Raw genomic sequence first — 25,127 nt, forward strand, 5'->3', positions numbered from 1 at the left:
AAGCACCCGGGACGGCCGTCCCCGCCGCGTCTACGACGCACCACGCACCCCGTGGGAGCGGCTCAAGGAGTTCGACGAGGCGGACAGGGCCGCCGGCGGCCCCGGCTTCATACCCGACGACAAGCGAGAGGAGATCGAACACACGCTCGCGACCGTGAACCCGGCCGAGCTCGTCCGCCGCATCCACGACATCCAGGACCGGCTCGAAGCACTGGCGGCACCGCGCACCGCGCGGCTGGCCAGACGCATGGGCCCGGACATGGCATACTTGAACAAGACGCTCGCCCGGATCGCGGGCGTCGAACCGGAAGACGACGAAACCCCACAAGCCGACGCGGACTAGGATTTCACGCTCACCACAGGTGAGGCACCACTCCGGATTACGCGCTCATTTTCAAATGAGGCACCTCGAGGGTACACCTCGCATATAAAAAGCCCGGCAGCATAACACTGCCGGGCTTGATAAGCCTTAGTCAGAATTCAACTCAGAACTCGCGACGTGAGCAGTCGCCAGACTGCTCACCAAACAGCACAGCTGCGGTCGCAAGAATCGCGAGTTCTGATTAAAGCGCAAGCGGAGATCAGAACTCGCGGTTCTTACGGTAGAACTCGATCAGGCTCTGGGTGGAAGCATCCTGAGCTGCGAGAGCATCGTCATCCTTGGAGATGGCCGGGGTGATCTGCTTAGCCAGCTGCTTGCCGAGCTCGACGCCCCACTGATCGTAGGAGTCGAGGCCCCACACGGTGCCTTCAACGAAGGTGATGTGCTCGTACAGAGCAATCAGCTCGCCAAGTGCGAACGGGGTCAGAGCCACGCCGAAGATGGAGGTGGTCGGACGGTTGCCGGTGAACACACGGGCCGGAACGATCTCTTCCGGAGTGCCCTCAGCGCGGACTTCGTCGGCGGTCTTACCGAAGGCGAGAGCCTTGGTCTGAGCCAGGTAGTTGCCGAGGAACAGCTCGTGCACGTCCTGGTCGCCATCCTTGGTCGGGTTCGGGGTGTTCACGAACGCGATGAAGTCGGCCGGGATGAGCTGGGTGCCCTGGTGAATCAGCTGGTAGAAGGCGTGCTGGCCGTTGGTGCCCGGCTCGCCCCAGAAGATCTCACCGGTTTCGGTGGTGACCGGGGTGCCGTCCCAACGCACGGACTTGCCGTTGGACTCCATGGTCAGCTGCTGCAGGTAGGCCGGGAAGCGGTGCAAGTACTGGTCGTACGGCAGCACAGCGTGAGAGGCAGCCTTGAAGAAGTTGCGGTACCAAACGTTCAGCATGCCGAGCAGCACCACAACGTTCTTCTCGAACGGGGTGTTGGCGAAGTACTCGTCGATCTCGTGGAAGCCGTGCAGGAACTCCTCGAAACGAGCCGGGCCGAAGACCACGGCCAGGGAGGTGCCCACAGCGGAGTCGACGGAGTAACGGCCGCCGACCCAGTTCCAGAAGCCGAAAGCGTTGGCCGGATCAATGCCAAACTCTTCAACCTTCTCCAGGTTGGTGGAAACGGCCACGAAGTGCTTCTTGATGGCTTCGGCGCGCTGAGCGGCGTCGCCGGAAGCGATGGCACCATTGGCCTCGAGCTCTTCGAGCAGCCAGGTACGGGCTTCGCGAGCGTTGGTCAGGGTCTCCAGAGTGGTGAAGGTCTTGGAGACGATGATGAACAGGGTGGTCTCCGGGTCGAGGCCCTTGGTCTTCTCAGCCAGATCGTTCGGGTCGATGTTGGAGATGTAGCGGGCGGAGATGCCGGCGTCAGCGTACGGCTTCAGGGCTTCGTAAGCCATGACGGGGCCCAGGTCGGAGCCGCCGATGCCGATGTTGACCACGGTCTCGATCTTGCGGCCGGTCACGCCGGTCCACTTGCCGGAGCGAACGTCATCGGCGAAAGCGTAGATCTTGTCGAGGGTTTCGCGCACGTCCTTGACGGTGTCCTGGCCGTCAACGATGTACTTGCCTTCATCCTCAACCGGGCGACGCAGTGCGGTGTGCAGCACAGCGCGATCCTCGGTGTTGTTGATATGCACGCCGGTGTACATGGCCTTGATGCGGTCGCCGAGCTTAACCTCGTCGGCGAGGAAGGTGAACAGGCGCAGGGTTTCCGGCTTGATCAGGTTCTTGGACAGGTCGAAGTGCAGGTCGCCTGCGTCGAAGCTCAGCTCCTTGACGCGGTCGGGATCTTCAGCGAACCACTTCTTGAGGTCGATGCCCTCGGCCTGAAGCTCGTCATAGTGCTTCTGCAACGCAACCCATGCAGGGGTCTTGGTGGCGTCAACAGGAGGATTGATTGCCATTGGAATTTTCCTTTCCTCGTTGATTGGAGCGCCCGCGCACACGGTTCATCTGCGCTCCGTATCACCAAACAGAATACTCACAAATTCGGACATGAACAGAACAAAAACAGTCAGTGTCGCGGAGTCGAACTACGTTGCTCACGCCAGAAACCTATATATAGTTACCGTTTGGTCACTCACCGACCGCTACCCTCTCGGCGTTTCTCAAACCACCGTATTCGCGCTCAAACACGTCCGATTGGCATTTTTCCACAGTGTGCTTTATACTCATTATCTTGTGCGCGGTTAGCGAATGCTTTCCGCGAGACAAGCCACTTTAGCTCAGTCGGTAGAGCGGCTCACTCGTAATGAGCAGGTCGTCAGTTCGATTCTGACAAGTGGCTCGACTGCCCTAGGTAGGTTCGTCCGCCTAGGGTTTTGCATATCGACTCCGCATCAATCGGTGCGAACGGTATGCAGCAGCGCGCGAGTGGCGGAATTGGTAGACGCGCAGGATTTAGGTTCCTGTGTCTTTGACGTGTGGGTTCAAGTCCCATCTCGCGCACCCTGTTCTATGGCTCGGAAATGTCTTTTCTATTGGCGGCGCACAACATAAACGCCGAAAAATACAACAGGAAACACAACAAAAAGTAACACTTAATTTCACACAGCCACATCCTCTCCCTTATGACCACATATGGACCATATATGACTGTAGGGTTTTGAACACCGACTGTAGGGTTTCTAACATCAACTGTAGGAATCCCAACATTGACTGTAGGTTTTCCAACGGAATATGTTCAAAAACCTACAGTCGAAGTCAAAAAACCTACAGTCAGTGTTGAAATCCCTACAGTCATAAGTGATTAATAAATGGTTAAAAGATTAGAGTTCTGCGAAACAGCAGAGCAACATCTGCAAAACCGCAATCGTCAGTCCGTGGTGTGAGAAATCCCCCTAGTCCCGCACATTCCTCGTCCGGCACAGCGAGGATAGTAAAACCCGTACGCGATCGAGGGAGAGAAGCTGTGTCTGCCATACTTACGCCAGTCGGCCTGCTGCTGATTATTCTTGCCGGCTACCTGTTTCGGCGTTTTGGCCTCTTCGGGCAAAAGGATTACCGAGTCCTGCAAACCGCGGAATTCAATATCGTGCTGCCCGGTGCCATCGTTTACTCGTTCGCCACGAATCCTCACGATATTTCTCTACTCTGGATTTCGCTGTTCGCGTTTTTCTGCTCGTTTATTCCAGTCGTGTGCATTTTCATCGCCACTCGCAAACGCAATGTCACCGACCGCGCATTCCTCATGCTCAATGGCGCTGGGTTTAACCTTGGCTGCTTCTGTTTCCCTGTAGTGCAATCGTTCTGGGGCGCGGGAGCTGTGGTACCTGCCGCAATGTTCGATATTGGTAACTGCGTGATGGTTGCAGCCGGCACCAATGTGCTCACCCAGCAACTTTTGCATATTCAGCCCGGCAAAACACTCGCCGAGCAGCACGCCGGCTCTGCGCCTACGCTCCCGTATGAAAAGCCTAAGGATCGCGATGCCAAACGACTGGCCAGGCGCGCGCTGTTGCGCACTATCGGCAAAAGCTTCCTCGGTTCAGTACCATTCGACACCTATCTGTTGATGATTGCGCTCACCATGTTCAATGTGCATATTCCTGACTGGATTGCCACCATATGTCAGCCGCTCAGTGGCGCAAACGCACTGGTGTCCATGCTGATGGTGGGTATGCTCATGGATCTGCCGCAATCCAAGCATGATGTGCGCGAAGTGCTGGCCGTTGTGGCATGGCGACTGCCGTTCAGTATCGCGTTCGCTTGCGCCGCCTGGTTCCTGCTGCCGTTCAGCGCCTCGATTCGCGCGGTCGCAGTCATTTGTGCGCTGGCACCTATCGCCATCTTCTCCACACTGTTCACCGATAAGGTGCTCGGCAATGCCAAGCTCGCTGGCTTCTCGCTAGCCTTGACTGCGATTATTTCGCTGGTGCTGATGGCTATTGCCCACGCGCTGATGGGTGTGTGATTGCCAATAATTATGCGAGATGATTTGTGAGGCCTGTACTTCAGCGCAATGGAAGTACAGGCCTCAAATTGTTTTCGACTATATGCCGCGTTCAGCGCAACCTTGTAGGCGATATTGAACGCATTTAGCCAAGCAGCGCTTCGATATCCGGCACCAAAGCCTTGAGCGCCTTGCCGCGGTGGGAGATCGCGTTCTTTTCGGCTGGCGTCATTTCGGCGCTGGTCAGCGGCTCACCCTCATGATCAGGTTCGGTACTGGTACGACCTGCAGGCTGGTCGTTCGGCACGAACAGCGGATCATAGCCGAAACCATGCTCGCCGCGTTCTTTGCGAATAATGCGACCGATCATGTCGCCCAGTTTGACCACTTCGGATTTGATGGCGTAACGACCGGTTACCGGAGCGCCCTGAGCTGCGGCGGAATCCACAGTCTGCGCATCGCCGGTCACGTCAATGCCGGCTTCCGTGTCCGGCACCACCAGTGCCGCTGCGCAACGGAATCGGGCAGTGCGCTTGTCATCCGGAATATCTTCGATCTGAGCGAGCAGCAGCGCATTATTGGCCTTGTCATGACCGTGCGCACCAGCCCAGCGAGCAGACAGAATGCCAGGCGCATTGCCCATCACGTCCACAATCAGGCCGGAATCATCGGCAATGGCGGGCAGGCCAGTGCGGCTGGCCACATCGCGCGCCTTGAGCAGCGCGTTCTCTTCAAAGGTCACACCGGTTTCCACGGGATCGGGCAAATGCAGGCTGCCAGCGGAAACCAGCTCGATGTTTGCGGCATCCGCACCCAGGTCCTCTTCGAGAATGCGGCGGATTTCCACCAGCTTGCCTTCGTTGTGCGTGGCAACGACAAGTTTCATCGGGGTTTTCTCCTTATGTGATCGCGAGTTCGGTCGGTGGTCAGTCCAGAGCGAGGGCAGCACGCTGAGCGGCCTGCAGCTCCTTGTTGCCCTTTTCGGCAAGGTCGAGCAGGGTGCCAAGTTCGGCGCGGTTGAACGGACGGTGCTCAGCAGTGCCCTGAATTTCGATGAACGTGCCGGAACCGGTCATGGCCACGTTCATGTCGGTCATGGCTTGGCTGTCTTCGATGTATGGCAGGTCGAGCATCGGCGTGCCGTTGATCACGCCCACAGACACTGCGGACACTGAATCCTTCAGCACCTTGGCGGCGGACTTGATGTGGCGATTCTTCTCAGCCCAGTTCACCGCATCGACCAGCGCCACATACGCACCGGTCACGGAAGCGGTACGAGTGCCGCCGTCCGCTTGCAGTACATCGCAGTCAAGCTGAATCTGGTTCTCACCCAGTGCCTTCATATCGACAACACCCCTGAGGCAGCGGCCGATGAGTCGGCTGATTTCCATTGTGCGGCCGCCGAGCTTGCCCTTGACGGATTCACGATCCGTACGTTCGGCAGTGGCGCGCGGCAGCATCGCGTATTCGGCGGTGACCCAGCCAAGGCCGGAATCCTTGCGCCAACGCGGCACACCGGGAGTGAAGGTTGCGGTGCACATCACGCGAGTGTTGCCGCATTCAATCAGCACGGAACCTTCAGGAGCATCCGTGAAGTGGCGGGTGATGCGAACCGGGCGCAGCTCATCCACAGCACGACCGTCCGCGCGAATAATCTGATGATTAGGAAGCAAATCTTTAATTTCAGCCATGAGGCCCAGCATACGCCAACCGGCTCACGCACGAATCGCAAGTCACCTAGCCCAGGAAGGCTTTCTTCGGCAGCGCCCGGCCAATCACCCATACCGCAAAGGAAAGCACCACGAATGCGAGCGCCAGTTTGCCGCAGCTCACCGCAAAGCCTTGCCAGCCGAGCGCGTTCAGATTAATAAATTCATACGGGTATGGGCTGCCGCCCGCAGCCGGCCCGGAATTAGGCCAAAGCGCTGCACGAATCAGCACAAAAGCCAAGTACAACGGAAAATACAGCAGCCACGAGAACATGTAATGCCAGCGGAATCGACGGTGCGAGTCGAACAGCAGGAAATCTATTACCGCCATAATCGGTGCGATTTTGTGCAGCATGGTATTGGTCATGATGCCGATGACTTGCGGCACATAAGCAGGATTGTCGGGCGGCATCAGGAAGAAGGCAACCAGTGCTGTCACAATGGCGTACAGCGTGACACAGCCTTTCAGCCAAGCGGGCGGCTGTATGCCCTTGAGCAGCGTGGCGGCTCCGGCCCAGAGCATCACAACGCCGAGTACCAAGCCGGTTTGGAAGGTGAAATACACCCAGTATTGCGGCTTGGACCAAGCCTCATACGTGCCCACAAAGCAGAATCCCGCAATGGCCAGACGCCATAGTGCCGCAATGAATCTCATATCGATGAGTCTACTCACTGTGCCGGCCCCGCCGAGCGAGCGCTCAGGGCCACACAAGGACTACACTTATAGTCATATTTACTATTAGTAGGAAAGCAGATACGAAAGGCCCGATAATGGTCGATTATTCGCCGGCTTTGATGACCGACATGTACGAATACACAATGCTCGACGCCACACTCAAAGATGGCACCGCGAACCGCAAGTGCGTGTTTGAAGTGTTCACCCGTCATCTGCCGGAAGGCCGACGCTATGGCGTGGTGGCCGGCACCGGACGCATTTTGGATGAACTCGAGCGCTTCCACCTCGATGATGAGGACCTGAAGTTCCTTGCCGACCGCCATGTGGTGAGCCCGGAAACCATCAAGTGGCTGGAGAACTTCCACTTCTCCGGCTCCATCAAGGGCTACCGTGAAGGCGAGATGTTCTTCCCGAATTCCCCAATCTTGCAGGTCGAAGGCACGTTCGGCGAGTGCACGCTGCTGGAAACGCTAATTCTGTCCATTCTGAATTATGATTCCGCCGTGGCTTCCGCCGCCTCCCGCATGGTGTCGGCCGCCAAAGACCGCCCATGCATGGATATGGGCGGTCGTCGCACCAACGAATGGGCTGCGGTTGCCGCAGCACGCGCCGCCGTGGTGGGCGGGTTCAAAGGCACGGCGAACCTGCTCGCCGCACAGCTTTATGGCCTGAAAGCCATCGGTACTGCCGCGCATTGCTTCACTTTGGTGCACGACTCCGAGCGCGAGGCTTTCGAATCGCAAATCGCCGCGCTTGGCAAGAACACTACGCTGCTGGTGGATACGTACAACATTGAGGAAGCCGTCAAAACCGCTGTTGAGGTGGCGGGACCGGAGCTCGGCGGCATTCGTATTGACTCCGGTGATTTGGCCGCGATGGCTCAGCGTGTGCGCAATCAGTTGGATGCTTTGGGCGCTACGAACACCACTATTACCGTGACCAATGATTTGGATGAGTACGCGCTGGCTTCGCTGCAAACCGCGCCTGTGGATTCTTATGGCGTAGGCACGATGCTGGTCACCGGCTCCGGTGCTCCAACCTGCGCAATGGTGTATAAGCTCACTGAGCGCGAAGGCGCGGATGGCACGATGCAGCCGGTTGCCAAGAAGTCGAAGGATAAGGCCACTGTGCCGGGCCGTAAGCTGGCTTATCGTTCATACGAGTATTCGCTGGCCGAAGCAGAGCATGTGATTTCCGGTTCCGAGGAGAAGCTCGCTGGATTCACGCCAGAGCCGGAATGGAAGAATCTGCTCGTGGACTTCGTGAATCACGGTGATATTGATTCTCAGTGGCAGGGTCACGACGCCATCATGGCCGCACATGATTACCGCGCCAAGGCACTGGCCGAGCTGCCGATTACCGCACAAAGCCTGATGAAGGGCGAGCCGGTGATTCCTACGGAAACCACAGTTCTGTGATTTCCGTAGGAATCCGTCGCGGCACAGCCGCTCCCCTCACCTACGAACAGCCCACCGGGCTATTCGTTTAACGGTTCGGCTACGGAAACCACAGTTCTGTGATTTCCGTATTTAGCAATCAATTGAGTAGACGCGGGTTTTGTAGTTCTTCCAGTCCGGCAAGGACTCGCCCGCGTCTATCGCACGCTTGATATCACCGTAGTAGTGCAGCTTGCGATGCACATGGATGGCTGCCTCGTTGAGCGCGCGTCGCTGCTCATCCAAGGCTTTGCGCCGGGATTCCAAGAGCTCCAAAATCTCATTGATATGCTCCGGCTCATTGGACTCGTATACGAAGAACTTCTTCAAGTCATCAATGGTCATGCCAGCGTTCTTGAAGCAACAGATGGCCCGCAATCGGTCGATATGGCAGTCCTCATATATGCGCTGCCCGGTTTCCGTGCGCCCGACATTAGTGAGTAGCCCCTGATCCTCGTAGTAGCGCAGCGTGGACGGCTGCATATGGAATTGTGTGGCTACTTGCCGAATCGTATATGACATGCCCTGCTCCTTTTTCAGTGCACGAATGCCACGCGACACGCCGACGTGCCGCCCAACATTTGCATTCAAGTTCACTTGAACTGGAACCATAATAACCGACAAAGGAAAACGCACACCCCGAATCGAGCATCAGAACAATACGCCACAGGAGGCATTATGTTCGAACCAACCGCTACCTACTCCCCCAACCCGCATCGCTACGACACGATGACCTACAACCGTGCCGGCAACTCCGGACTCAAATTGCCGGCAGTTTCCCTCGGCTTCTGGCACAACTTCGGCGACATCACACCGTTTGAGCAGATGAAGTCCCTTGTGTTCACCGCGTTCGACAACGGCATCACCCACTTCGATCTGGCCAACAACTATGGCCCGGAACCCGGCCAGGCCGAGAAGAACTGTGGTTTGCTGCTTGCCAAGTATTTCAAGCATCATCGCGATGAGCTGATTATCTCCACCAAAGCCGGTTACGAGATGTGGGCAGGCCCGTACGGCGACCTCGGCAGTCGCAAGTATCTGCTCGCCTCACTCGATCAGAGCCTTGAGCGTTTGGGTCTTGATTATGTGGACATCTTCTACCATCATCACCCGGACCCGGAAACCCCGCTTGAGGAGACGATGGGTGCTCTGGCTCAGGCCGTGAACTCCGGCAAGGCGCTGTACGTGGGTCTTTCCAACTATGACGGCCCGACGATGGAGAAGGCGGCCGCAATGCTCAAGGAACTGCATGTGCCGTTCATCATCAACCAAAACAAGTACAACATCCTCGACCGCACGGTGGAACACAACGGTCTGAAGGAAACTGCATATCAGCTCGGCAAAGGCCTCATTACCTTCTGCCCGCTGGAACAGGGCCTGCTGACCAACCGCTATCTGAACGGCATTCCGGCCGACAGCCGCATTGCCCACGATCCGCGATTCCTCAACGATTCCGCACTCACCGACAAGCTGCACAAGCAGGTGGTGGACCTGAACAATCTGGCGGCCGAGCGCGGTCAGACGCTTGCGGAAATGAGCTTGGCCTGGCTGCTGCACGACGGCAAGGTGACTTCCGTGTTGGCCGGCGCCTCCAAGCCGCAGCAAATCCTCGACAACATCGGCGCCCTGAAGAACACCCACTTCACCGATGAAGAGCTCAAGCTCATCGACGAAATTGCGGCCCGCTGATCAAACAATCATCCAAACAAATAATAATGGCTCCCTTCGCACCAGCGATGGGAGCCATTACTTTTCAGAACGCCAAATTTCAAGCCATCATTTCGTCATAGATGCGCTTGCAATCCGGGCAGACCGGATACTTGGACGGATCATGCTTCGGCACCCACACCTTACCGCACAGCGCCACCACCGGGCGGCCGGTCGCACGAGACTCGGCGATACGGTCACGAGACACATAATGCGCGAATCGATCGGCATCACCGCCATCATCGCGAACCGGCGACTCTTCAACCTGCGGGCGCTCCAGCACCGAAGTTCCCGCGGATTGATCCGGGTTCCTTAATGGCTCAGCATCATTGACAAAGCTTGCAAAGTTCAGGCTCATAACGTACTTCTTTCCTTGGCATACAGCGTCCGCCATCATCAGAGGCGGATATCCGCACTCCATCATAGATTCCCACTACCCCTGCCGAACGATGTAGTCTAGGAATCATGACTATCGCAGTATGCCCCGGCTCGTTTGACCCCGTGACAGCCGGCCACTTGGATGTAATCGAGCGCTCGGCACGATTTTTCGACGAGGTACACGTAGTGGTGGCTGTTAATGCCGCGAAAACACCGATGTTTTCCGAATCCACCAGAGTCGAAGTAATCCGTCACGCATTGGAGAAGGCCGGCTGCACTAATGTGGTCGTTTCCTCCACTGAAGGACTCATCACTGACTATTGCAAGAAGGTTGGCGCAAGCGTTATCGTGAAGGGCCTTCGTCAAAACGGTGACTATGAGGCCGAGCTCGGCATGGCTTTGGTCAATCGCAAACTTGCCGGCATCGAGACACTGTTCCTGCCGGCCGATCCGATTCTTGAACATATCTCCAGCTCCATCGTCAAGGATGTGGCCCGTCACGGTGGCGACGTTACCGGCATGGTACCTGATTGCGTTGTTCCTATGCTTGCCGAAGCCTTGGCCCAGGAAGGTCGGAAGAAGGACTGATGACTATGAGTGACGAGCATCCCACTGGATACGTTGATTTGACTCAGCCGGCGCAGAATACTGCCCCGAATACTGCCCCGAATACGCAGGTAGATGATGTGCCGGTTCCACCGGTGACTTCGCCGGCTCCTGCATCAACTGCCGCTTACGAGTCACCCGCACCCACCGAGGCAGCTTCCGCAGTCATGCCTTCCGCTGCTTCGTCGGCACCGCATACAAACTATGCCGAACAAGCACCGGCCGCTGCTACTGCAGCTGGCAACACCGACAGCAAGCCACGCAACTTCAACATGGATTCGCTGCCTGACTTGCGCACCACACTGGACCCCGATTCCCCCACGGAGAAAAGCCGCGAGGAATTCACCACCGTGTATGACGTTATCGATCAGATTGATGCCATGCTCGCTGAAGCGAAAACCAGCATTTTCACCCCCGGCATGGTACGAGTCGACCGCGATGAGCTGACCTCACAACTCAACGAATTGAAGAAGCTGCTGCCGGTACAGTTGGAACGCGCTTCCGCTTTGATGCGCGAGGCGGAGCGTCGCTTGGAATCCGCCCAGACGCAGGCTAATGCCGTGGTGGCTTCCGCGCAAAGCCGTGCTGCCGACATGATCAAGGAAGCCAACGAACAGGCACAATTCCTGGCAGGTCAGGAGAATGTGACCGAGCTGGCCCGCCAAAAGGCGCGTGCAATCTTGGAGCAGGCGCAGAACAAGTCAGATCATCTCACTCAGGGCGCGGATCAATACTGCACCACAGTGATGGAAGGACTTTCTCAGCAGCTCATCAAGCTGAATCAGGATGTTCAGGCTGGTCTCAATGTGCTGAACGAGCGGCAGCGCGCGGCAGCGGAAAAAATGCCGAACATCACGCTGAACGATTATCCTGAAGCGCAGTAACTAGCAGCACAGCAGCAAGTAGCACGTACGAAAGGCATATATATGGCACGAGTTGAGGATTCTCCCTGGGCAATTCCGGTGGCGCAAATCGCCTCCCGAGCAGGGCAGTCCAAGTCGATTGACGCTGATTTCCCAGCACCGAGCGGTATTGGCGATAGCATTGTCGGCATCAAAGAGGGCGAGCCCGTACATGTGACCGGCCAGTTCGATTCGATTGTGGACGGACTGATTTTCACCGGCCGCTTGGTGGCTCCGTTTGTTAGCGAATGCACGCGATGCTTGAAGCCGATTGATGAGGATTGGCCTGTGAATGTCACGGTGTTCTTCCCATATGAATCCGCCGCAGACAAGAATGCAGCCCGCGGCAGCAAGGGCAAGGGCGGTAAGGCTTCCAAGGATGAGGAAGTGGAAATCTTCGCCGGTGAAGACGAGTCCGAAGACACCTACCCGCTGTTGGAGAATGGCGCATTTGCGGATATCGAGGCGATGATTCGCGACACGCTGGTCGAATCCCTTCCCCTGCAGCCGCTGTGCAAGCCGGATTGCAAGGGATTATGCTCCCAGTGCGGCGTGGATTTGAACGAAAACCCCGATCATCATCACGACACCACGGATATTCGCTTCGCCGGGCTTGCCGCGCTGAAAGCCCAGTTGGAAGCCGAACAGGGCGAATAGTCGAGGCACAAAACAGGCGAGTTTGGCGTTTGTACGAGCCCTGCGTTAAGATAACGGACGCTTAAGCTCAATTGTTCGAACGAAACAGAGGATACTCAAATGGCACTGCCTAAGTACAAGACCTCTCGCGCCAACACGCACTCGCGTCGCGCGAACTGGAAGGCCACCGCTGCTGCAACCGTGAGCTGCCCGAACTGTGGCGCTCCGGCTCTGCCGCACATGGCTTGCCCGGCATGCGGCAACTACCGCGGCCGCACCTACCGCTCCGCCATCCAGCCGGCTCACACCAAGTGAGTCCTGAGATAACGGCTTAACCAAGACCCTGCCATCGACGGGTGGCAGGGTCTTCGCATACCGGCTGATTATGATCCGCTGATGATCTGCACAGCATTACACATAGCAGCTCACGGTCGGCCGACAATGCGGCACATTAACCATCCATCCATCTCATTGCGAAGGATCGCGCATTAACCATGACTGAAGCATCAGCCGAACATCACGTCCGAGTCAGCGTCCAAACTCCCGAAAACAATCCGGCCAACGAACTGCTAGAGTCTCTCGGCACCACCATCAGCCCTGAACTGCTGGTACAGGCCCTCACCCACCGTTCCTTCTCCCACGAGAATCCCGGCGCGCTCAACTACGAGCGTCTTGAGTTCCTAGGCGATGCCGTACTGGAACTGGTTTCCACCGAAACCCTGTTCAAGATTCACCCGGATATGACCGAAGGCCAGCTTGCCAAGATGCGCGCCAAGGCCGTTTCCGAAGATGCACTGAGCGTCATCGCCAAAACCAAGCTCAAGGTTGGCCCTTATATTCTGCTGGGCCACGGTGAGGCCGAACAGGGCGGCGCACAAAAGAACTCGATTCTGTGCGACATCGTGGAATCACTCATCGGCGCCACGTTCCTGGAGCATGGCATTGACGAAGCCCGCAAAGTAGTGCATCGCCTCATCGACGACACACTCGCCGAAGTTGCCACAGAAGGTCCGGCTTTGGATTGGAAGACTTCACTAACCGTTAAGGCACATGAGCTGGGTAAGCCTGAGCCGATTTATCACATGGAAGTCTCCGGCCCTGAATACGCCCAGGTGTTCACTGCAAAAGTCAGCCTTGGCGATAATGACCAGATTATCGGCACTGGCAAAGGCTCCAGCAAACGTAAGGCTCAGCTGGCGGCTGCCGAAGCCGGTTGGAAGGCGCTTGACCAAAAGCAGAAGTCTGGCGCTCTCAAGAAGCGGACTAAGTAGGCCTGCTGTCAGCATTACGAATAGACTGATACCACAACATGAGCAGCGAGCCGCATCCTGAGCCACAAGCCCAGTCATCGGCGAGAATTCATACGAGCGCAGCACCGACTTCACCCACAGTCGGCAAGTATGCGCGGTACTTTATGAGGTGAGAGGAATCATGGCTTTACCCACGCCTTTGCAGGCTTTCAGCGGTGTGCCCAAAACCACTGCAGCCACGGACAAGCAGACCATTATCGACGGCGAGAAGATGACTGGCGCCGAAGCGCTGGTGCGTTCGTTGGAAGACCTGGGCGTTGAGGACGTCTTCGGCATTCCAGGCGGCGCGATTCTGCCGGTTTACCATCAGATCAACGGCAACACCAAGTTCCGCTTCGTGTTGATGCGTCACGAGCAGGCGGCCGGTCACGCAGCGGAAGGCTATGCGCTGGCTACTGGCAAGGTGGGCGTGTGCATTGTGACGTCCGGCCCGGGTGCCACCAATGTGGTCACCGCCATCGCGGATGCCAATATGGACTCCGTGCCGATGGTGGTTATCACCGGTCAGGTGGGCGTGAACGCCATCGGTACCGATGCCTTCCAGGAAGCGGATATTGTGGGCATCACATACCCGGTGTCCAAGCACTCCTTCCTGGTGACTCGCGCACAGGATATTCCGCGCGTGCTGTCCGAGGCGTACCACATTGCCAGCACCGGCCGCCCTGGCCCGGTTGTGGTCGATTTGACCAAGACCGCGCAGACCGGCGATATGTACTATTCCTGGCCGCAGCGCATGATTCTGCCCGGCTACAACCCAACCACCAAGGCGCACGGTCGCGTGCTTTCGGATGCGGCCAAGCTGTTCTCCAAGTCCTACCGCCCGGTGCTGTACGTGGGTGGCGGTGCTGCCCGTTCCAACGCCGGCGCTCAGGTCAAGGCATTGGCCGATCTGACTGGCGCTCCTGTAGTGACCACCCTGCCTGCCCGCGGCATTATTCCGGACACTGACCCGAAGAACCTCGGCATGCTGGGTATGCACGGTACGATTGCAGCCACCGGCGCTGTGCAGCGTGCTGATTTGTTGGTGGCCATTGGTGCTCGTTTTGATGATCGCGTGACCGGTAAGCTTGATGCCTTCGCACCGACCGCTCGCGTGATTCACATCGATATCGATCCGGCTGAGATCGGTAAGAACCGTCAGCCTGATGTGCCGATTGTGGGCGATGTGGCTACGGTTCTGGATGATTTGATTCCGGAAATCGAGCGCACACAGGCCATTGTGGGCAAGCCGAACTTGAAGCCGTGGTGGGATGCCATCGACGGTTGGCGCAACAAGTACCCAATGACTTGGGATGAGCCGACCGATGGCTCTTTGGCTCCGCAGTGGGTTATCAAGAAGCTTTCTGAACTCGCCGACCCCTCCACCATTTGGGTTACCGGCGTGGGACAGCACCAGATGTGGGCTTCCCAGTTCATCGATTTCGAGAACCAGCACTCCTGGATTTCCTCCGGTGGCCTTGGCACGATGGGCTATGGTCTGCCGGCCGCCATCGGTGCTTCCGTGGGTTCGGCCCGCGAATTCGATGGTAAGAAGCCGGTGTGGCTGATTGATGGCGATGGCTCCTTCCAGATGACCTCCGAGGAGCTGGCTGCAGCGTTCCTTGATCATGCTCCGGTGAAGATTGCTATTCTCAATAATTCCGTGTACGGCATGGTTCGTCAGTGGCAGACCTTGTTCTACAACCATCACTATTCGCAGACCAATCTGAAGGATGGCGAAGCTCACGGCACCGAGGGCGAGGCACAGCTCAATGCTGGCGACGCTCCGCTCGAGGTTCCGGACTTCATCAAGCTGGCAGAGGCTTATGGTTGCGTTGGCATCCGTGCCTTTACCGAAGATGAGGCCATTGCCGCCATCAAGAAAGCCAACGAGATCAATGACCGTCCGGTACTGATTGACTTCCGCGTGTGGAAGGATGCTATGGTCTGGCCGATGGTCGCCGCTGGCGCTTCCAATGATGAAGTGACGTATATGCCTGGCATCAAGCCGCTGATGGGTGGCACTCCAGCTCCGGGAACTGGCGCTGCCGATGCTGAAGTTGCTGCCGATTCCGCTGACTCTGCTGTGAACGAGCACTGAGGGGAGAAGATTTACGATGGCTATTTATCCTGCATCTCAGCCGGGTTCTGAGCGTCATACCCTGTCCGTGCTGGTGGAGAATCGCCCGGGCGTGCTGGCTCGTATCGCCGGACTGTTCGCTCGCCGTGCGTTCAACATCAACTCCCTGTCCGTCTCCCCCACCGAGCGTCCGGACATCTCCCGCGTGACCGTGACCGCCGACGTGGAGGCCGTGCCGCTGGAGCAGATCATCAAGCAGCTCAACAAGCTGCTGCATGTGCTGAAAATCGTGGAACTCGACCCGAACTCCACCGTGGAGCGCGAGCTGGTGCTCATCAAGGTGGCGGCCAACCAGTCCAATCGTTCCGATGTGCTCGAGATTGTGCGTCTGTTCCGCGTGCGCGTGGTGGATGTGAATCCGGAATCGCTCACCATCGAGGCCACCGGCGCTGAAGGCAAGATCGACGCGCTGCTGGGCCTTCTGGAGCATTACGGCGTGATTGAGCTGGTACGTTCCGGTGCCGTGGCCGTGACCCGCGGACCGCGAGCCCTGAGCGAAAAGGTAATCGGCTCCGAAGTTACCGGTCGATAAAGCCAATCCAATAGCCTCACGAAGCTTACGCTGATTCCTTATCAGCTTACGTTTCGTGAGGTTTTTCTATGTTTTGGCATGCTAGCAAAATGCATGCAGATTGTGCTAGCATTGTGCTAGCACAGACAACGATGTCTTTCTTAGGTCGATTTATAGAAAGGAGCGCCAACATGGCAACCATCACTTTGCGCAAAGTGCCTGACGACTGCGTAGAAATCTTGAAGAAGGCAGCTAAGAACAACAATCGTTCTATGGAGGCTGAGGCCAAATCGGTATTGGAAGAGTTCACTTCGCAATATGTGGCACACAAAATCGTTACCAATGCGGATTTAGTTCAAGAGATGTGGCGTCTGCTAGACGGACACGGGCTCGGAGAGGATGAAGAACTTGTCCCTCCTCGCAACACGTATGATACCGAGCCACGACCCGTAGATTTTGGAGACGATGATGATTGTGCTTGACACCAACGTGGTCAGTGAAATCCTTAAAAAGGACAACAGCGATCACAGCGTCATTAACTGGTTCATTCAGCTGCCACCGCAAGAGTGCCGCACGACGACGATTACCATAGCGGAATTGTTGTATGGACTTGCCATCAAGCCTGCTGGGCAGAGAAGGGACAACTTATCTCAAACCATTCAGGCGTTCATCGCAACCTATAGGGACCGGACATGGTCATTTAATCAAACAGCGGCATCTCATTATGCTGCAATTGCAGCATCACGTCGACAAGCCGGCCGACCCATCGGCGTGCAGGATGCCATGATCGCAGCCATCGCACGCTCCCACGGTGCGGCTGTGGCCACTCGCAATATCAAAGATTTCGAAGACACCGGCGTCGAGCTCATTAATCCGTGGGAATACGCCAAGTAATGTCTCGGTAATCAAAGTGCTTTCCTAAAAAACGTACGCTGACGGCAACTTAGCGTACGTTTTTTAGGAAAGCACCGAACTAGCCCAACTGTTCGGAGAGCTCGAGCCATTCGGCTTCGAGATCGTCATTCTCCGTGTTGATGGCGGTCAACTGCTCGTTGAGTTTGTTGAGGCCTTCGTAGTCGGACGGGTCATGAGCGGCCATCTGCGCTTCAAGGTCGGCCTTCTGCTCTTCGAGCTTGGCGAGCTTGCGTTCGATGGCATTCACGCGCTTGGACGCCTCATGGAAGGCCTTGCCGGTGAGCTTTGCCGAATCATTCTTGGCTTCCTCTGATGATGAAGCTGTCTGCGGAGCGGACTGAGGCAGAGATGCAGTAGTCGTCTTACCCTTGCCGGACTTCGTCGAACTGCTGCCCGTACCCGCGAAACCGGGGTTGTCGGCAGGCAATCCTTTGCCGTTCTTGATGTCCTCGACCATATCGAGGTAATCCTGCACACCGCCGGGCAAGTGGCGTACCTTACCGCCAAGCAGGGCGAACTGCTGATCGGTGACGCGCTCGAGCAGATAGCGATCGTGGGAGACCACGATCAGCGTACCCGGCCAGGTATCGAGCAGATCCTCCATCACGGCGAGCATATCGGTGTCCAGATCGTTGCCGGGCTCGTCCATGATGAGCACGTTGGGCTCGTCAAGCAGAATCAGCAACAGCTGCATGCGGCGCTTCTGGCCACCGGAGAGGTCGCGAATCGGCGTCATCAGCTGGGCGGACTCGAAGCCGAGTCGTTCCATCAGCTGTCCCGGCGTCACTTCCTTGCCGTCCACGATGTAACTCGGCTTATAGCGGGAGAGCACTTCCTTAATCTTGTACTTGCCAAGCTTCTCCAGCTCATCGAGACGCTGTGAAAGCACCGCGAACTTCACCGTTTTGCCGATGTTCACATGGCCTGCGGTCGGAGTGAGCGAGCCATCGATGAGCTTCAATAGCGTGGATTTGCCGGCACCATTCGCACCAACGATGCCGAAGCGGTCGCCGGGGCCAATCAGCCACGTCACATCATCCAAGATCTCACGGCCGGAAACCGTCACCTTGCGGGCGGCAGAGGTGGCACCAGCGACTACAGTCTCACCATCGGTACCGACTGCGATCGCATCACCGCCGATGGTCTCGCCGCCGGTGTTCATACGGCGGACCTCGCGGTCATCGGCGAGCTGCGGTTTACTGCCCTCGGTTTCGGCCTTCTTACGAGCCTCTTCCGCAGCCTCGACGGCCTCCGGCACACCGGCATCCACCAGGCGCGGGTCGGTCATGTCGGTGACCGCCACCTCGATGGAACCGTGCAGCTGCGGTTCGGCGTACATGGCGTTGACCACGTCCACGTGGGAGGCGGATGCGGAGAGCGCGGCCACGTCCGGGCCGATATCGGCCATACCCTGCGGCTTTTCGAAAATCTGCGTCACATCGACGAGATCGACCACCTGCTTGCCGAGACGGGAGGTAGCCATCTGCTTCAGTTCAAGCGTGTTACGCATCGGCGGCACATCGGCAATCAATTCGCGTGCGGCCTTGACGTGGAACTTCTGCTTGGTGGAGCGGGCACGGGCGCCTCGGGAGAGCCATGCGAGCTCCTTGCGGGCCAAGTTGCGGCGCTTGGTTTCACGCACGTCAGCCTGACGATCGCGCTCCACGCGCTGGAGCATGTATGCGGAATAACCGCCCTCGAACGGCTCAATCACACCGTCGTGTACTTCCCACATCGACTCGCAGACCTCGTCCAAGAACCAACGGTCGTGGGTGACGAGCAGCAGCGCGCCCTGGCCCTTCGGCCAACGGTTCTTCAGGTGCTCGGCAAGCCAGTGAATAGTGACCACATCGAGGTGGTTGGTGGGCTCGTCGAGCGCGAGGATATCCCAGTCCTTGAGCAGCAATCGGGCCAAATCAGCACGACGGCGCTGGCCACCGGACAGCGAGCCGACTTTGGCGTCAAGGCTCATGCCGCCGAGCAGTGCCTCGACGATTTCACGAGAAGTGTTATCGGATGCCCATTCGTAATCAGCACGACCTTCCAATGCGGCTTCGCGAATGGTGGCGTTGTCATCCAGCGGGTCGCGCTGGTCGAGCATGCCGAATGTGAGACCGCCGCGCTTGGTCACACGGCCGGAATCCGGCTCCTGCGCACCGCGGAACAGATGCAGCAGCGTGGATTTGCCATCGCCATTGCGGCCGACGATGCCGATGCGGTCACCTTCGAACACACCCTGCGTGACATCAGTGAAGATGGTTTTGGTGGCGAAAGCGAGCGAAACGTGTTCAAGTCCAATATCGTAAGTCGGCATGATTCACCAATGTAGCGGCATGCTTGCCCATCGGCAGCCTTATGCCACAGACTTACTCAGTCAGCGTCTGCGCATAGGAGTTGCAGCGGGCCGCAAAGCTGGAGAATACCTGCTCAGCAAGCGGCTGCAGCAGCGGATCATACTGTGCGAACTGTTCACGCAACTGTGACTTCGAGCCGCCGGCATCCTTCAGATCCTTGACCATGCTGGGCTCTTCCAGCCATTCATCCAGCAACGAACCGCACACTTCGAGATGGAACTGCAAACCCAGTGCCGAGCCAAGGCGGAATGCCTGTACTTTGGTACCGGCTGAGCGGGCGAGCAGCTCGCCGCCTTCCGGCAATCCCACCACATCGTTATGCCAATGCAACACATTCAGCTGCTTATCCCACATGGAGAAGTAGTCGTGCTTTTCCACGCGCTTAATCGGTGCGAAACCGATTTCAGGCGCATCGCCCTTGCGCAATTGGGCGCCAAGCGCCGTGGCGATGATCTGATGCCCGAGGCACACACCGATTACCGGTTTGCCGGAAGTCACCGCAGCCTTGGCGAGCTTGGCCTCCGTTTTAAGCCCTGGGTACTTGTCGTAATCGAGCGCCCCCATCGGTCCGCCCATAATCACCACGCCTGCAAGTTCGCCGAAATCGGGAAGATCGGGCTTCTTCTTTTTGGTGATGTTCATCGTCACCGTCTGGATGCCGAGATCCTCAAGATTCGACAGGATACGCCCGGGGCGTTCCCACGGAACATGTTGCAAAATGAGCACTTGTGGTGTGACCATGCCTCCTATTGTGGCACGAGCGTTTCCCGTTTGCGTTAATTCGGCGGCATGGCGTGCGCCAATTGTGCCTTTCCCCTAGCTGTAGCGTCCGCTTACGCCGTCCACATGCGAGCGCCATCCAGTTCCATGTCTGGCTTGTTTCCTACGCTTGGAAGCTATGGGAAACAGCCAAGAACCGCATGATTTCAACATTTCCGTTATGCCTTCAAGCCTTACGCCCGTACGTGTGGCCAAGGCTGCCGAGGGTTTGAACCTGTACGACACCGCTTCGCATCAGGTCAGCCATTTCGTGCCGCTCAAGCCCGGCCGCGTGGGCATTTACGTGTGCGGCGCCACCGTGCAGTCCTCCCCGCACATTGGTCATATTCGCGCCGCAGTGGCATTCGATGTAATTCGCCGCTGGTTCCTGAAGCTTGGCTATCAGGTGACGTTCGTGCGCAATGTGACCGATATCGACGACAAGATTCTTGACAAGGCCGCTGCCGCAGGCCAGCGCTGGTGGGCTCGTGCCTATTACTATGAGCGCGAATTCACCGAGGCCTACAACACGCTGGGCGTGCTGCCTCCTACTGTTGAGCCGCGCGCAACCGGTCATATGTCGGACATGATCGATTTAATTCAGCGCATCATCGACAATGGCCACGGCTATGTGGTGCTGGATGATGAGGGTAAGCCCACCGGCAACGTGTACTTCGATGTGGCTTCCTGGCCGCATTATGGCGAGCTCACTCACCAAAAGCAGACTGCTGAGGTGGATGAGGCTGCGGCCGTGGCCGATCGCATGGGACCATCCGTGGATGCCACCGGTGCTGACAAGTACAACCCGGTTGACCCAGCCGATGCCTCCCCCGATAAGCATGATCCGCGTGACTTTGCCCTGTGGAAGGCTCCGAAGGACACTGATCCCGAGGATGCCCGCTGGTCCACGCCGTTCGGCGTCGGCCGCCCGGGCTGGCATATCGAATGCTCCGCTATGTCTCACCGTTATTTGGGCGATGGCTTCGATATTCACGGTGGCGGTCTGGATTTGCGCTTCCCTCATCACGAGAACGAGATGGCCCAAACTCGTGCAGCGGGCTATCCGTCTGCGGCTCGATGGATGCATTCCGCTTGGGTGACTGCCAAGGGCGAGAAGATGTCGAAGTCGCTGGGCACCGGTCTGTCCGTACCGTCCGTGCTGGCTGAGCATTCCGCTTGGGTGGTGCGTTACGCCCTCGGTTCCGTGCAGTACCGTTCGATGCTTGAGTGGTCCGATCAGGCGCTGGTTGAAGCTCAGGCTGCATACGATCGTGTTTCGAACTTCATCGAGCGTGCCGGCGTGGTGCTCGGCGAGCAGCCGACTCACGATGAGATTGTGGCCGTGTCCGCCGACGAGTTGCCGGCCGACTTCGTGGCCGCGTTGAACGATGACATCAATGTGTCCGGCGCCACGGCCGCGATTTTCACCGCCATCCGTTCCGGTAATACGCTGCTCTCCAAGCTGGCCGATCGCGTGGATTCCGAAGCCGCCAAGGCCGAAGTACGTGAGACCTTGGTTTCCGTGCGTGCCATGCTCGATACGCTTGGACTCGACCCGCTGGCTGAGCCGTGGCTCTCTGATGGCGCTGCCGGCGGCGCTGGTACGGGCGCAGGCGAATCTCCAGAACACACGGCACTTGAGGCTTTGATTGCCGAGCAGCTTCAGGCTCGTCAGGAAGCCCGCAAGGCTCGCGACTTCGCCAAGGCTGATGCCATTCGCGATGCGTTGAGCGCAGCCGGCATCGCCATCGAAGATGGTCCGCAAGGCTCCACGTGGAGCTTGAAGTAGCGCCTTCAAGTTAACTGGGCTGATACGCAGAATGGCTCCGTGGGACTGTCACGGAGCCATTCTGCGTTACAAGGATTAGCGATATCAAATCAGTCGAATACGAAGTCCACATCAACGATGTGCAGACGTTTGGTGAGCGCCTTCTCCAGCGAGCGTTTGCATTCCACGAGATTCGCCACGTCAATGGTCTCGCCGGTTCCGGCCAAATACACATCGACCGTGTAGTTCATGCCGGTTTTAAAAATTAGCGTCTGCTCATATTCGGTGTTAAGCGGCAGATGCTGCTGTGCAGTCGCTTCTACGAACGCATTGGTTTCGTCATCATCGTGAATGCCGCCAACCAGTTCCACGAACGCTTCTTTCAGTACGCTGAACGGCTCTTTGATGGTCAACGCGACCAGTACCACGGTGATGAAGAAGTCACCGGTGTAATGCAGGAAGTCCAATGGACCATTTGTAGGCAGCACCATCAGGAACACTGCCACTGCGCCGATGCCGAATGACATCGCACCATCAACCAGCGTGCTTTTGCATTCGGCGGTAAGCATGGTGCTCGCGTTGCGAATAGAGCGGTTTTCACGGCGGTAGTACATAAACAGGCCGAAGCAGATCAGCACGGTCACAACTTCGTAAATCACTACAGGTCCGGTGACGATGCGTTCGCCGTCGCCTAGTACGAAGTAGTCGTAGGCTACCTGGCAGACGTCAATCAGCGAATACACCAGCAAGGACATGGTGAAGATGGCTTTGCAAATCGCATAGATCGGCTCCAACGCGAACATGCCATTGGGGAAACGTTCGGTGGTACGCACGGTTCGAGTGGAGAGATACACCGCCACAAGACCCGATAACACGGATATGGCGGTGAAGGAGAAATCGAGGAACATGGCCTTCAGGCCGGTCATAAAGAACACGGCCATGCCGGCGGCAACCTGAATAATATTGACAACAATGCCAACAATCAGGGCTTTGCGTTCGATGGTTTTCGTTTGGGGCATCGGTGGTCCTTCCGTATTGCACGGCATGTCTGCGTTGGCCCGCTACTTCACTGGCCGGCTAGTTCCAGCCGGCTCGATTCGCGAGGGCGCACGGCAGTCTGCGTATAGGGCGGTGTCCAAGGATTTTCAAAACTGCATAAGCATTCCAAAAAACACTGGATTTTTGCCATTCCATAGTAGCGGACACCCCTCGATCGGCATGGGACCAGTTGTGCCGTGAGCGGACGAGCCTTTGCAGGAGCATTCCCACATGAATGTGTATTTTGCGAGAAAAGCACGCGGCATGATTGCAGTACGGCGCAATTTCCCGCGTGGCGGCTAGACTGTTGCCCATTATGGCAGCTTTTTCATCTTTAACTGACAGGCTCTCGAATGCGTTCAAGCATCTGAAGAGCAAGGGCAAACTTTCCGAAGCGGACATCGACGGCACTATCCGTGAAATCCGCCGTGCACTGCTCGACGCCGATGTGGCGCTCGACGTGGTTCGCTCCTTCACCGGCAAGGTGCGCGAGCGTGCGCTGGGCACCGAGGTTTCCGAGGCACTGAACCCTGCACAGCAGGTGGTGAAGATCGTCAACGAAGAGCTCACCGATGTGCTCGGCCAGGGCGTGGACCGCCCGTTGAACTTCGCTAAGAATCCGCCGACGATTATTATGCTCGCGGGTCTTCAGGGTGCCGGTAAGACCACGCTGGCCGGCAAGCTTGGCTACTGGCTGAAGGATTCCGGCCATACGCCGCTGCTGGTGGCAGCTGATTTGCAGCGTCCGAACGCCGTGACCCAGCTGCAGGTAGTTGGCGAGCGCGCTGGTGTGCCGGTGTATGCGCCAGAGAAGGGCGTGCAGTCTGATGGTGGCGAGGCCGTTGCCGCTCCGGGCCAGGTATCTGGCGACCCGGTGAAGGTGGCACGCGACTCCATCGCCTTCGCCAAGCAGAAGCTGTATGACACGGTGATCATCGATACCGCTGGTCGTTTGGGCGTTGACGAAGAGCTGATGAAGCAGGCTCGCGATATTCGCGATGCCGTGCAGCCCAATGAGATTTTATTCGTTATCGATGCGATGATCGGCCAGGATGCCGTCAAGACCGCCAAAGCTTTCGATGAGGGCGTGGACTTCACCGGCGTGGTGCTTTCCAAGCTCGATGGCGATGCCCGCGGTGGTGCGGCCCTGTCCGTAGCTTCCGTGACCGGCAAGCCGATCTTGTTCGCCTCCACCGGCGAAGGCCTGAAGGATTTCGAGGTCTTCCATCCGGATCGTATGGCTTCCCGCATCCTCGACATGGGTGACATCATGACCCTGATCGAGCAGGCGCAGAAGCAGTTCGACGAGGAGGAGGCCCGCAAGGCCGCCGAGAAGATTTCCGAAGGTTCCTTCGGCTTGGATGACTTCCTGGATCAACTGCAGCAGGTGCGCAAGCTCGGTTCGATGAAGTCCCTGCTCGGCATGATTCCGGGTATGGCCCAGCATCGTAAGGAACTGGAGCAGTTCGACGAGAAGGAAATCGACCGCACTGAGGCGATTATCCGTTCGATGACTCCTGCTGAGCGTCGTGATCCTTCGATTATCAATGGTTCTCGCCGTGCCCGTATCGCCTATGGTTCTGGCGTTACGGTTTCTCAGGTCAATGCTCTGCTGCAACGTTTCGAGCAGGCTGCGAAGATGATGAAGCGTATGGCCAATCGTTCTGGCATGGGCGGCGGCATTCCCGGCTTCGGCGGCCCGGCTATGGGCGGCGGTAAGAAGAAGGGCAAGGGTAAGAACAAGAAGAAGGGCGGCAAATCCGGCAACCCGATGAAGCGTGAGGCTGAGGAGAAGGCATTACGCGATAAGTTGGCCGGCAAGTCCTCTGGTTCTGGCTCTACTGGAGGCTCCGCTTTCGCTAAGAAGCCGCAGAATCCGGCTCTGCCTGCAGGCCTTGAGCAGATGATGAACAATGCTGAGGGTGACGGCATGGAATTGCCGCCGAATCTTGGCGGCGGCATCGGTGGCCTGTTCGGCCGCTGATTTTCAGCTGATTTCCGGCTCCCCTCCACGGAGGGGAGCCTCTTTTGTA

General features: G+C 57.5%; 23 protein-coding genes, 2 tRNA genes and 1 pseudogene. 17 read left to right on the forward strand and 9 right to left on the reverse strand.

The window, feature by feature from the left end:
• Positions 1–343 (forward strand): annotated as a pseudogene (locus tag Tam1G_RS03330) (integrase catalytic domain-containing protein); the annotation flags it as partial.
• Between the two features lie 238 nt (positions 344–581).
• Here Tam1G_RS03330 and pgi read toward each other — a convergent pair.
• Positions 582–2,282 carry a glucose-6-phosphate isomerase gene (gene pgi, locus Tam1G_RS03335; RefSeq protein ID WP_101625445.1) on the reverse strand — a complete coding sequence of 567 codons (1,701 nt, stop codon included), beginning with the start codon at positions 2,280–2,282 and terminating at the stop codon, positions 582–584.
• A 310-nt stretch (positions 2,283–2,592) separates the two neighbouring features.
• Between pgi and Tam1G_RS03340 the strand changes: the two genes are divergently transcribed.
• From Tam1G_RS03340 to Tam1G_RS03350, 3 genes are all read left to right on the forward strand, one after another.
• Positions 2,593–2,665: transfer RNA gene (locus tag Tam1G_RS03340), tRNA-Thr, on the forward strand.
• An 80-nt stretch (positions 2,666–2,745) separates the two neighbouring features.
• A tRNA-Leu gene (locus tag Tam1G_RS03345) sits at positions 2,746–2,826 on the forward strand.
• A gap of 463 nt (positions 2,827–3,289) precedes the next feature.
• Positions 3,290–4,291: an AEC family transporter gene (locus Tam1G_RS03350; protein WP_033891536.1), complete on the forward strand. Its 1,002-nt coding sequence runs from the start codon at positions 3,290–3,292 to the stop codon at positions 4,289–4,291.
• Between the two features lie 124 nt (positions 4,292–4,415).
• Here Tam1G_RS03350 and Tam1G_RS03355 read toward each other — a convergent pair whose 3' ends face one another.
• Genes Tam1G_RS03355 through Tam1G_RS03365 form a run of 3 tightly spaced genes read right to left on the reverse strand, consistent with a single transcriptional unit; the run spans position 4,416 to position 6,634 of the window.
• Positions 4,416–5,156 (reverse strand): non-canonical purine NTP pyrophosphatase, encoded by a 741-nt coding sequence (locus Tam1G_RS03355; RefSeq protein ID WP_101625446.1) that lies wholly within the window; start codon positions 5,154–5,156, stop codon positions 4,416–4,418.
• A 40-nt stretch (positions 5,157–5,196) separates the two neighbouring features.
• Complete coding sequence (gene rph, locus Tam1G_RS03360; RefSeq protein ID WP_101625490.1) at positions 5,197–5,961, reverse strand: ribonuclease PH; 765 nt, start codon at positions 5,959–5,961, stop codon at positions 5,197–5,199.
• A gap of 46 nt (positions 5,962–6,007) precedes the next feature.
• On the reverse strand, positions 6,008–6,634 hold the full coding sequence (locus tag Tam1G_RS03365; protein WP_101625447.1) for a Pr6Pr family membrane protein: 627 nt from the start codon (positions 6,632–6,634) through the stop codon (positions 6,008–6,010).
• A 116-nt stretch (positions 6,635–6,750) separates the two neighbouring features.
• Here Tam1G_RS03365 and Tam1G_RS03370 point away from each other — a divergent pair, with 116 nt between their 5' ends.
• The gene (locus Tam1G_RS03370; RefSeq protein WP_101625448.1) at positions 6,751–8,073 is read left to right on the forward strand and encodes a nicotinate phosphoribosyltransferase; all 1,323 of its coding nucleotides are present in this window, start codon (positions 6,751–6,753) and stop codon (positions 8,071–8,073) included.
• Between the two features lie 111 nt (positions 8,074–8,184).
• Here the strand turns inward: Tam1G_RS03370 and Tam1G_RS03375 are convergent, their stop codons facing one another.
• The gene (locus Tam1G_RS03375) at positions 8,185–8,613 is read right to left on the reverse strand and encodes a MerR family transcriptional regulator (protein ID WP_101625449.1); all 429 of its coding nucleotides are present in this window, start codon (positions 8,611–8,613) and stop codon (positions 8,185–8,187) included.
• Positions 8,614–8,769: 156 nt separating this feature from the next.
• Between Tam1G_RS03375 and Tam1G_RS03380 the strand changes: the two genes are divergently transcribed.
• Positions 8,770–9,780: an aldo/keto reductase gene (locus Tam1G_RS03380; RefSeq protein WP_101625450.1), complete on the forward strand. Its 1,011-nt coding sequence runs from the start codon at positions 8,770–8,772 to the stop codon at positions 9,778–9,780.
• A gap of 79 nt (positions 9,781–9,859) precedes the next feature.
• On the opposite strand, the gene Tam1G_RS03385 is transcribed toward Tam1G_RS03380, so the two are convergent.
• The gene (locus tag Tam1G_RS03385) at positions 9,860–10,150 is read right to left on the reverse strand and encodes a DUF3039 domain-containing protein (RefSeq protein ID WP_101625491.1); all 291 of its coding nucleotides are present in this window, start codon (positions 10,148–10,150) and stop codon (positions 9,860–9,862) included.
• A gap of 113 nt (positions 10,151–10,263) precedes the next feature.
• On the opposite strand from Tam1G_RS03385, the gene coaD reads away from it, so the two are divergent.
• The 9 genes from coaD to Tam1G_RS03430 all read left to right on the forward strand — a co-directional run bounded on the left by coaD (position 10,264) and on the right by Tam1G_RS03430 (position 17,154).
• The gene (gene coaD, locus Tam1G_RS03390; RefSeq protein ID WP_101625451.1) at positions 10,264–10,764 is read left to right on the forward strand and encodes a pantetheine-phosphate adenylyltransferase; all 501 of its coding nucleotides are present in this window, start codon (positions 10,264–10,266) and stop codon (positions 10,762–10,764) included.
• Positions 10,764–11,666 (forward strand): DivIVA domain-containing protein, encoded by a 903-nt coding sequence (locus tag Tam1G_RS03395; RefSeq protein ID WP_165781886.1) that lies wholly within the window; start codon positions 10,764–10,766, stop codon positions 11,664–11,666. Before coaD ends, Tam1G_RS03395 begins: the two co-directional genes overlap by 1 nt.
• A gap of 42 nt (positions 11,667–11,708) precedes the next feature.
• A complete protein-coding gene (locus Tam1G_RS03400; protein WP_101625452.1) occupies positions 11,709–12,341 on the forward strand; it encodes a YceD family protein in 633 nt (210 codons plus the stop codon).
• 99 nt (positions 12,342–12,440) lie between these two features.
• Complete coding sequence (rpmF, locus tag Tam1G_RS03405) at positions 12,441–12,635, forward strand: 50S ribosomal protein L32 (RefSeq protein WP_101625453.1); 195 nt, start codon at positions 12,441–12,443, stop codon at positions 12,633–12,635.
• 179 nt (positions 12,636–12,814) lie between these two features.
• Positions 12,815–13,591: a ribonuclease III gene (gene rnc, locus Tam1G_RS03410; RefSeq protein WP_101625454.1), complete on the forward strand. Its 777-nt coding sequence runs from the start codon at positions 12,815–12,817 to the stop codon at positions 13,589–13,591.
• A gap of 160 nt (positions 13,592–13,751) precedes the next feature.
• Positions 13,752–15,710 (forward strand): acetolactate synthase large subunit, encoded by a 1,959-nt coding sequence (locus Tam1G_RS03415; protein ID WP_101625455.1) that lies wholly within the window; start codon positions 13,752–13,754, stop codon positions 15,708–15,710.
• A 16-nt stretch (positions 15,711–15,726) separates the two neighbouring features.
• The gene (ilvN, locus tag Tam1G_RS03420; protein WP_033891554.1) at positions 15,727–16,281 is read left to right on the forward strand and encodes an acetolactate synthase small subunit; all 555 of its coding nucleotides are present in this window, start codon (positions 15,727–15,729) and stop codon (positions 16,279–16,281) included.
• 170 nt (positions 16,282–16,451) lie between these two features.
• Complete coding sequence (locus tag Tam1G_RS03425) at positions 16,452–16,742, forward strand: FitA-like ribbon-helix-helix domain-containing protein (protein WP_101625456.1); 291 nt, start codon at positions 16,452–16,454, stop codon at positions 16,740–16,742.
• Positions 16,729–17,154, forward strand: coding sequence for a type II toxin-antitoxin system VapC family toxin (locus tag Tam1G_RS03430; protein ID WP_101625457.1), 426 nt, complete (start codon positions 16,729–16,731; stop codon positions 17,152–17,154). Before Tam1G_RS03425 ends, Tam1G_RS03430 begins: the two co-directional genes overlap by 14 nt.
• A gap of 79 nt (positions 17,155–17,233) precedes the next feature.
• Here the strand turns inward: Tam1G_RS03430 and Tam1G_RS03435 are convergent, their stop codons facing one another.
• On the reverse strand, positions 17,234–19,489 hold the full coding sequence (locus Tam1G_RS03435) for an ABC-F family ATP-binding cassette domain-containing protein (protein WP_101625458.1): 2,256 nt from the start codon (positions 19,487–19,489) through the stop codon (positions 17,234–17,236).
• A gap of 52 nt (positions 19,490–19,541) precedes the next feature.
• On the reverse strand, positions 19,542–20,270 hold the full coding sequence (locus Tam1G_RS03440; RefSeq protein WP_101625459.1) for a type 1 glutamine amidotransferase: 729 nt from the start codon (positions 20,268–20,270) through the stop codon (positions 19,542–19,544).
• Positions 20,271–20,427: 157 nt separating this feature from the next.
• On the opposite strand from Tam1G_RS03440, the gene cysS reads away from it, so the two are divergent.
• Complete coding sequence (gene cysS / locus Tam1G_RS03445) at positions 20,428–22,077, forward strand: cysteine--tRNA ligase (RefSeq protein WP_101625460.1); 1,650 nt, start codon at positions 20,428–20,430, stop codon at positions 22,075–22,077.
• Positions 22,078–22,166: 89 nt separating this feature from the next.
• On the opposite strand, the gene Tam1G_RS03450 is transcribed toward cysS, so the two are convergent.
• Positions 22,167–23,075, reverse strand: coding sequence for a cation transporter (locus tag Tam1G_RS03450; RefSeq protein WP_101625461.1), 909 nt, complete (start codon positions 23,073–23,075; stop codon positions 22,167–22,169).
• Positions 23,076–23,410: 335 nt separating this feature from the next.
• Between Tam1G_RS03450 and ffh the strand changes: the two genes are divergently transcribed.
• Positions 23,411–25,078, forward strand: a complete 1,668-nt coding sequence (gene ffh, locus Tam1G_RS03455) for a signal recognition particle protein (RefSeq protein ID WP_165781887.1) — start codon at positions 23,411–23,413, stop codon at positions 25,076–25,078.
• The last annotated feature ends 49 nt before the right edge of the window (positions 25,079–25,127 follow it).

The organism is Bifidobacterium imperatoris, from assembly GCF_002860405.1.
Lineage (GTDB): Bacteria > Actinomycetota > Actinomycetes > Actinomycetales > Bifidobacteriaceae > Bifidobacterium > Bifidobacterium imperatoris.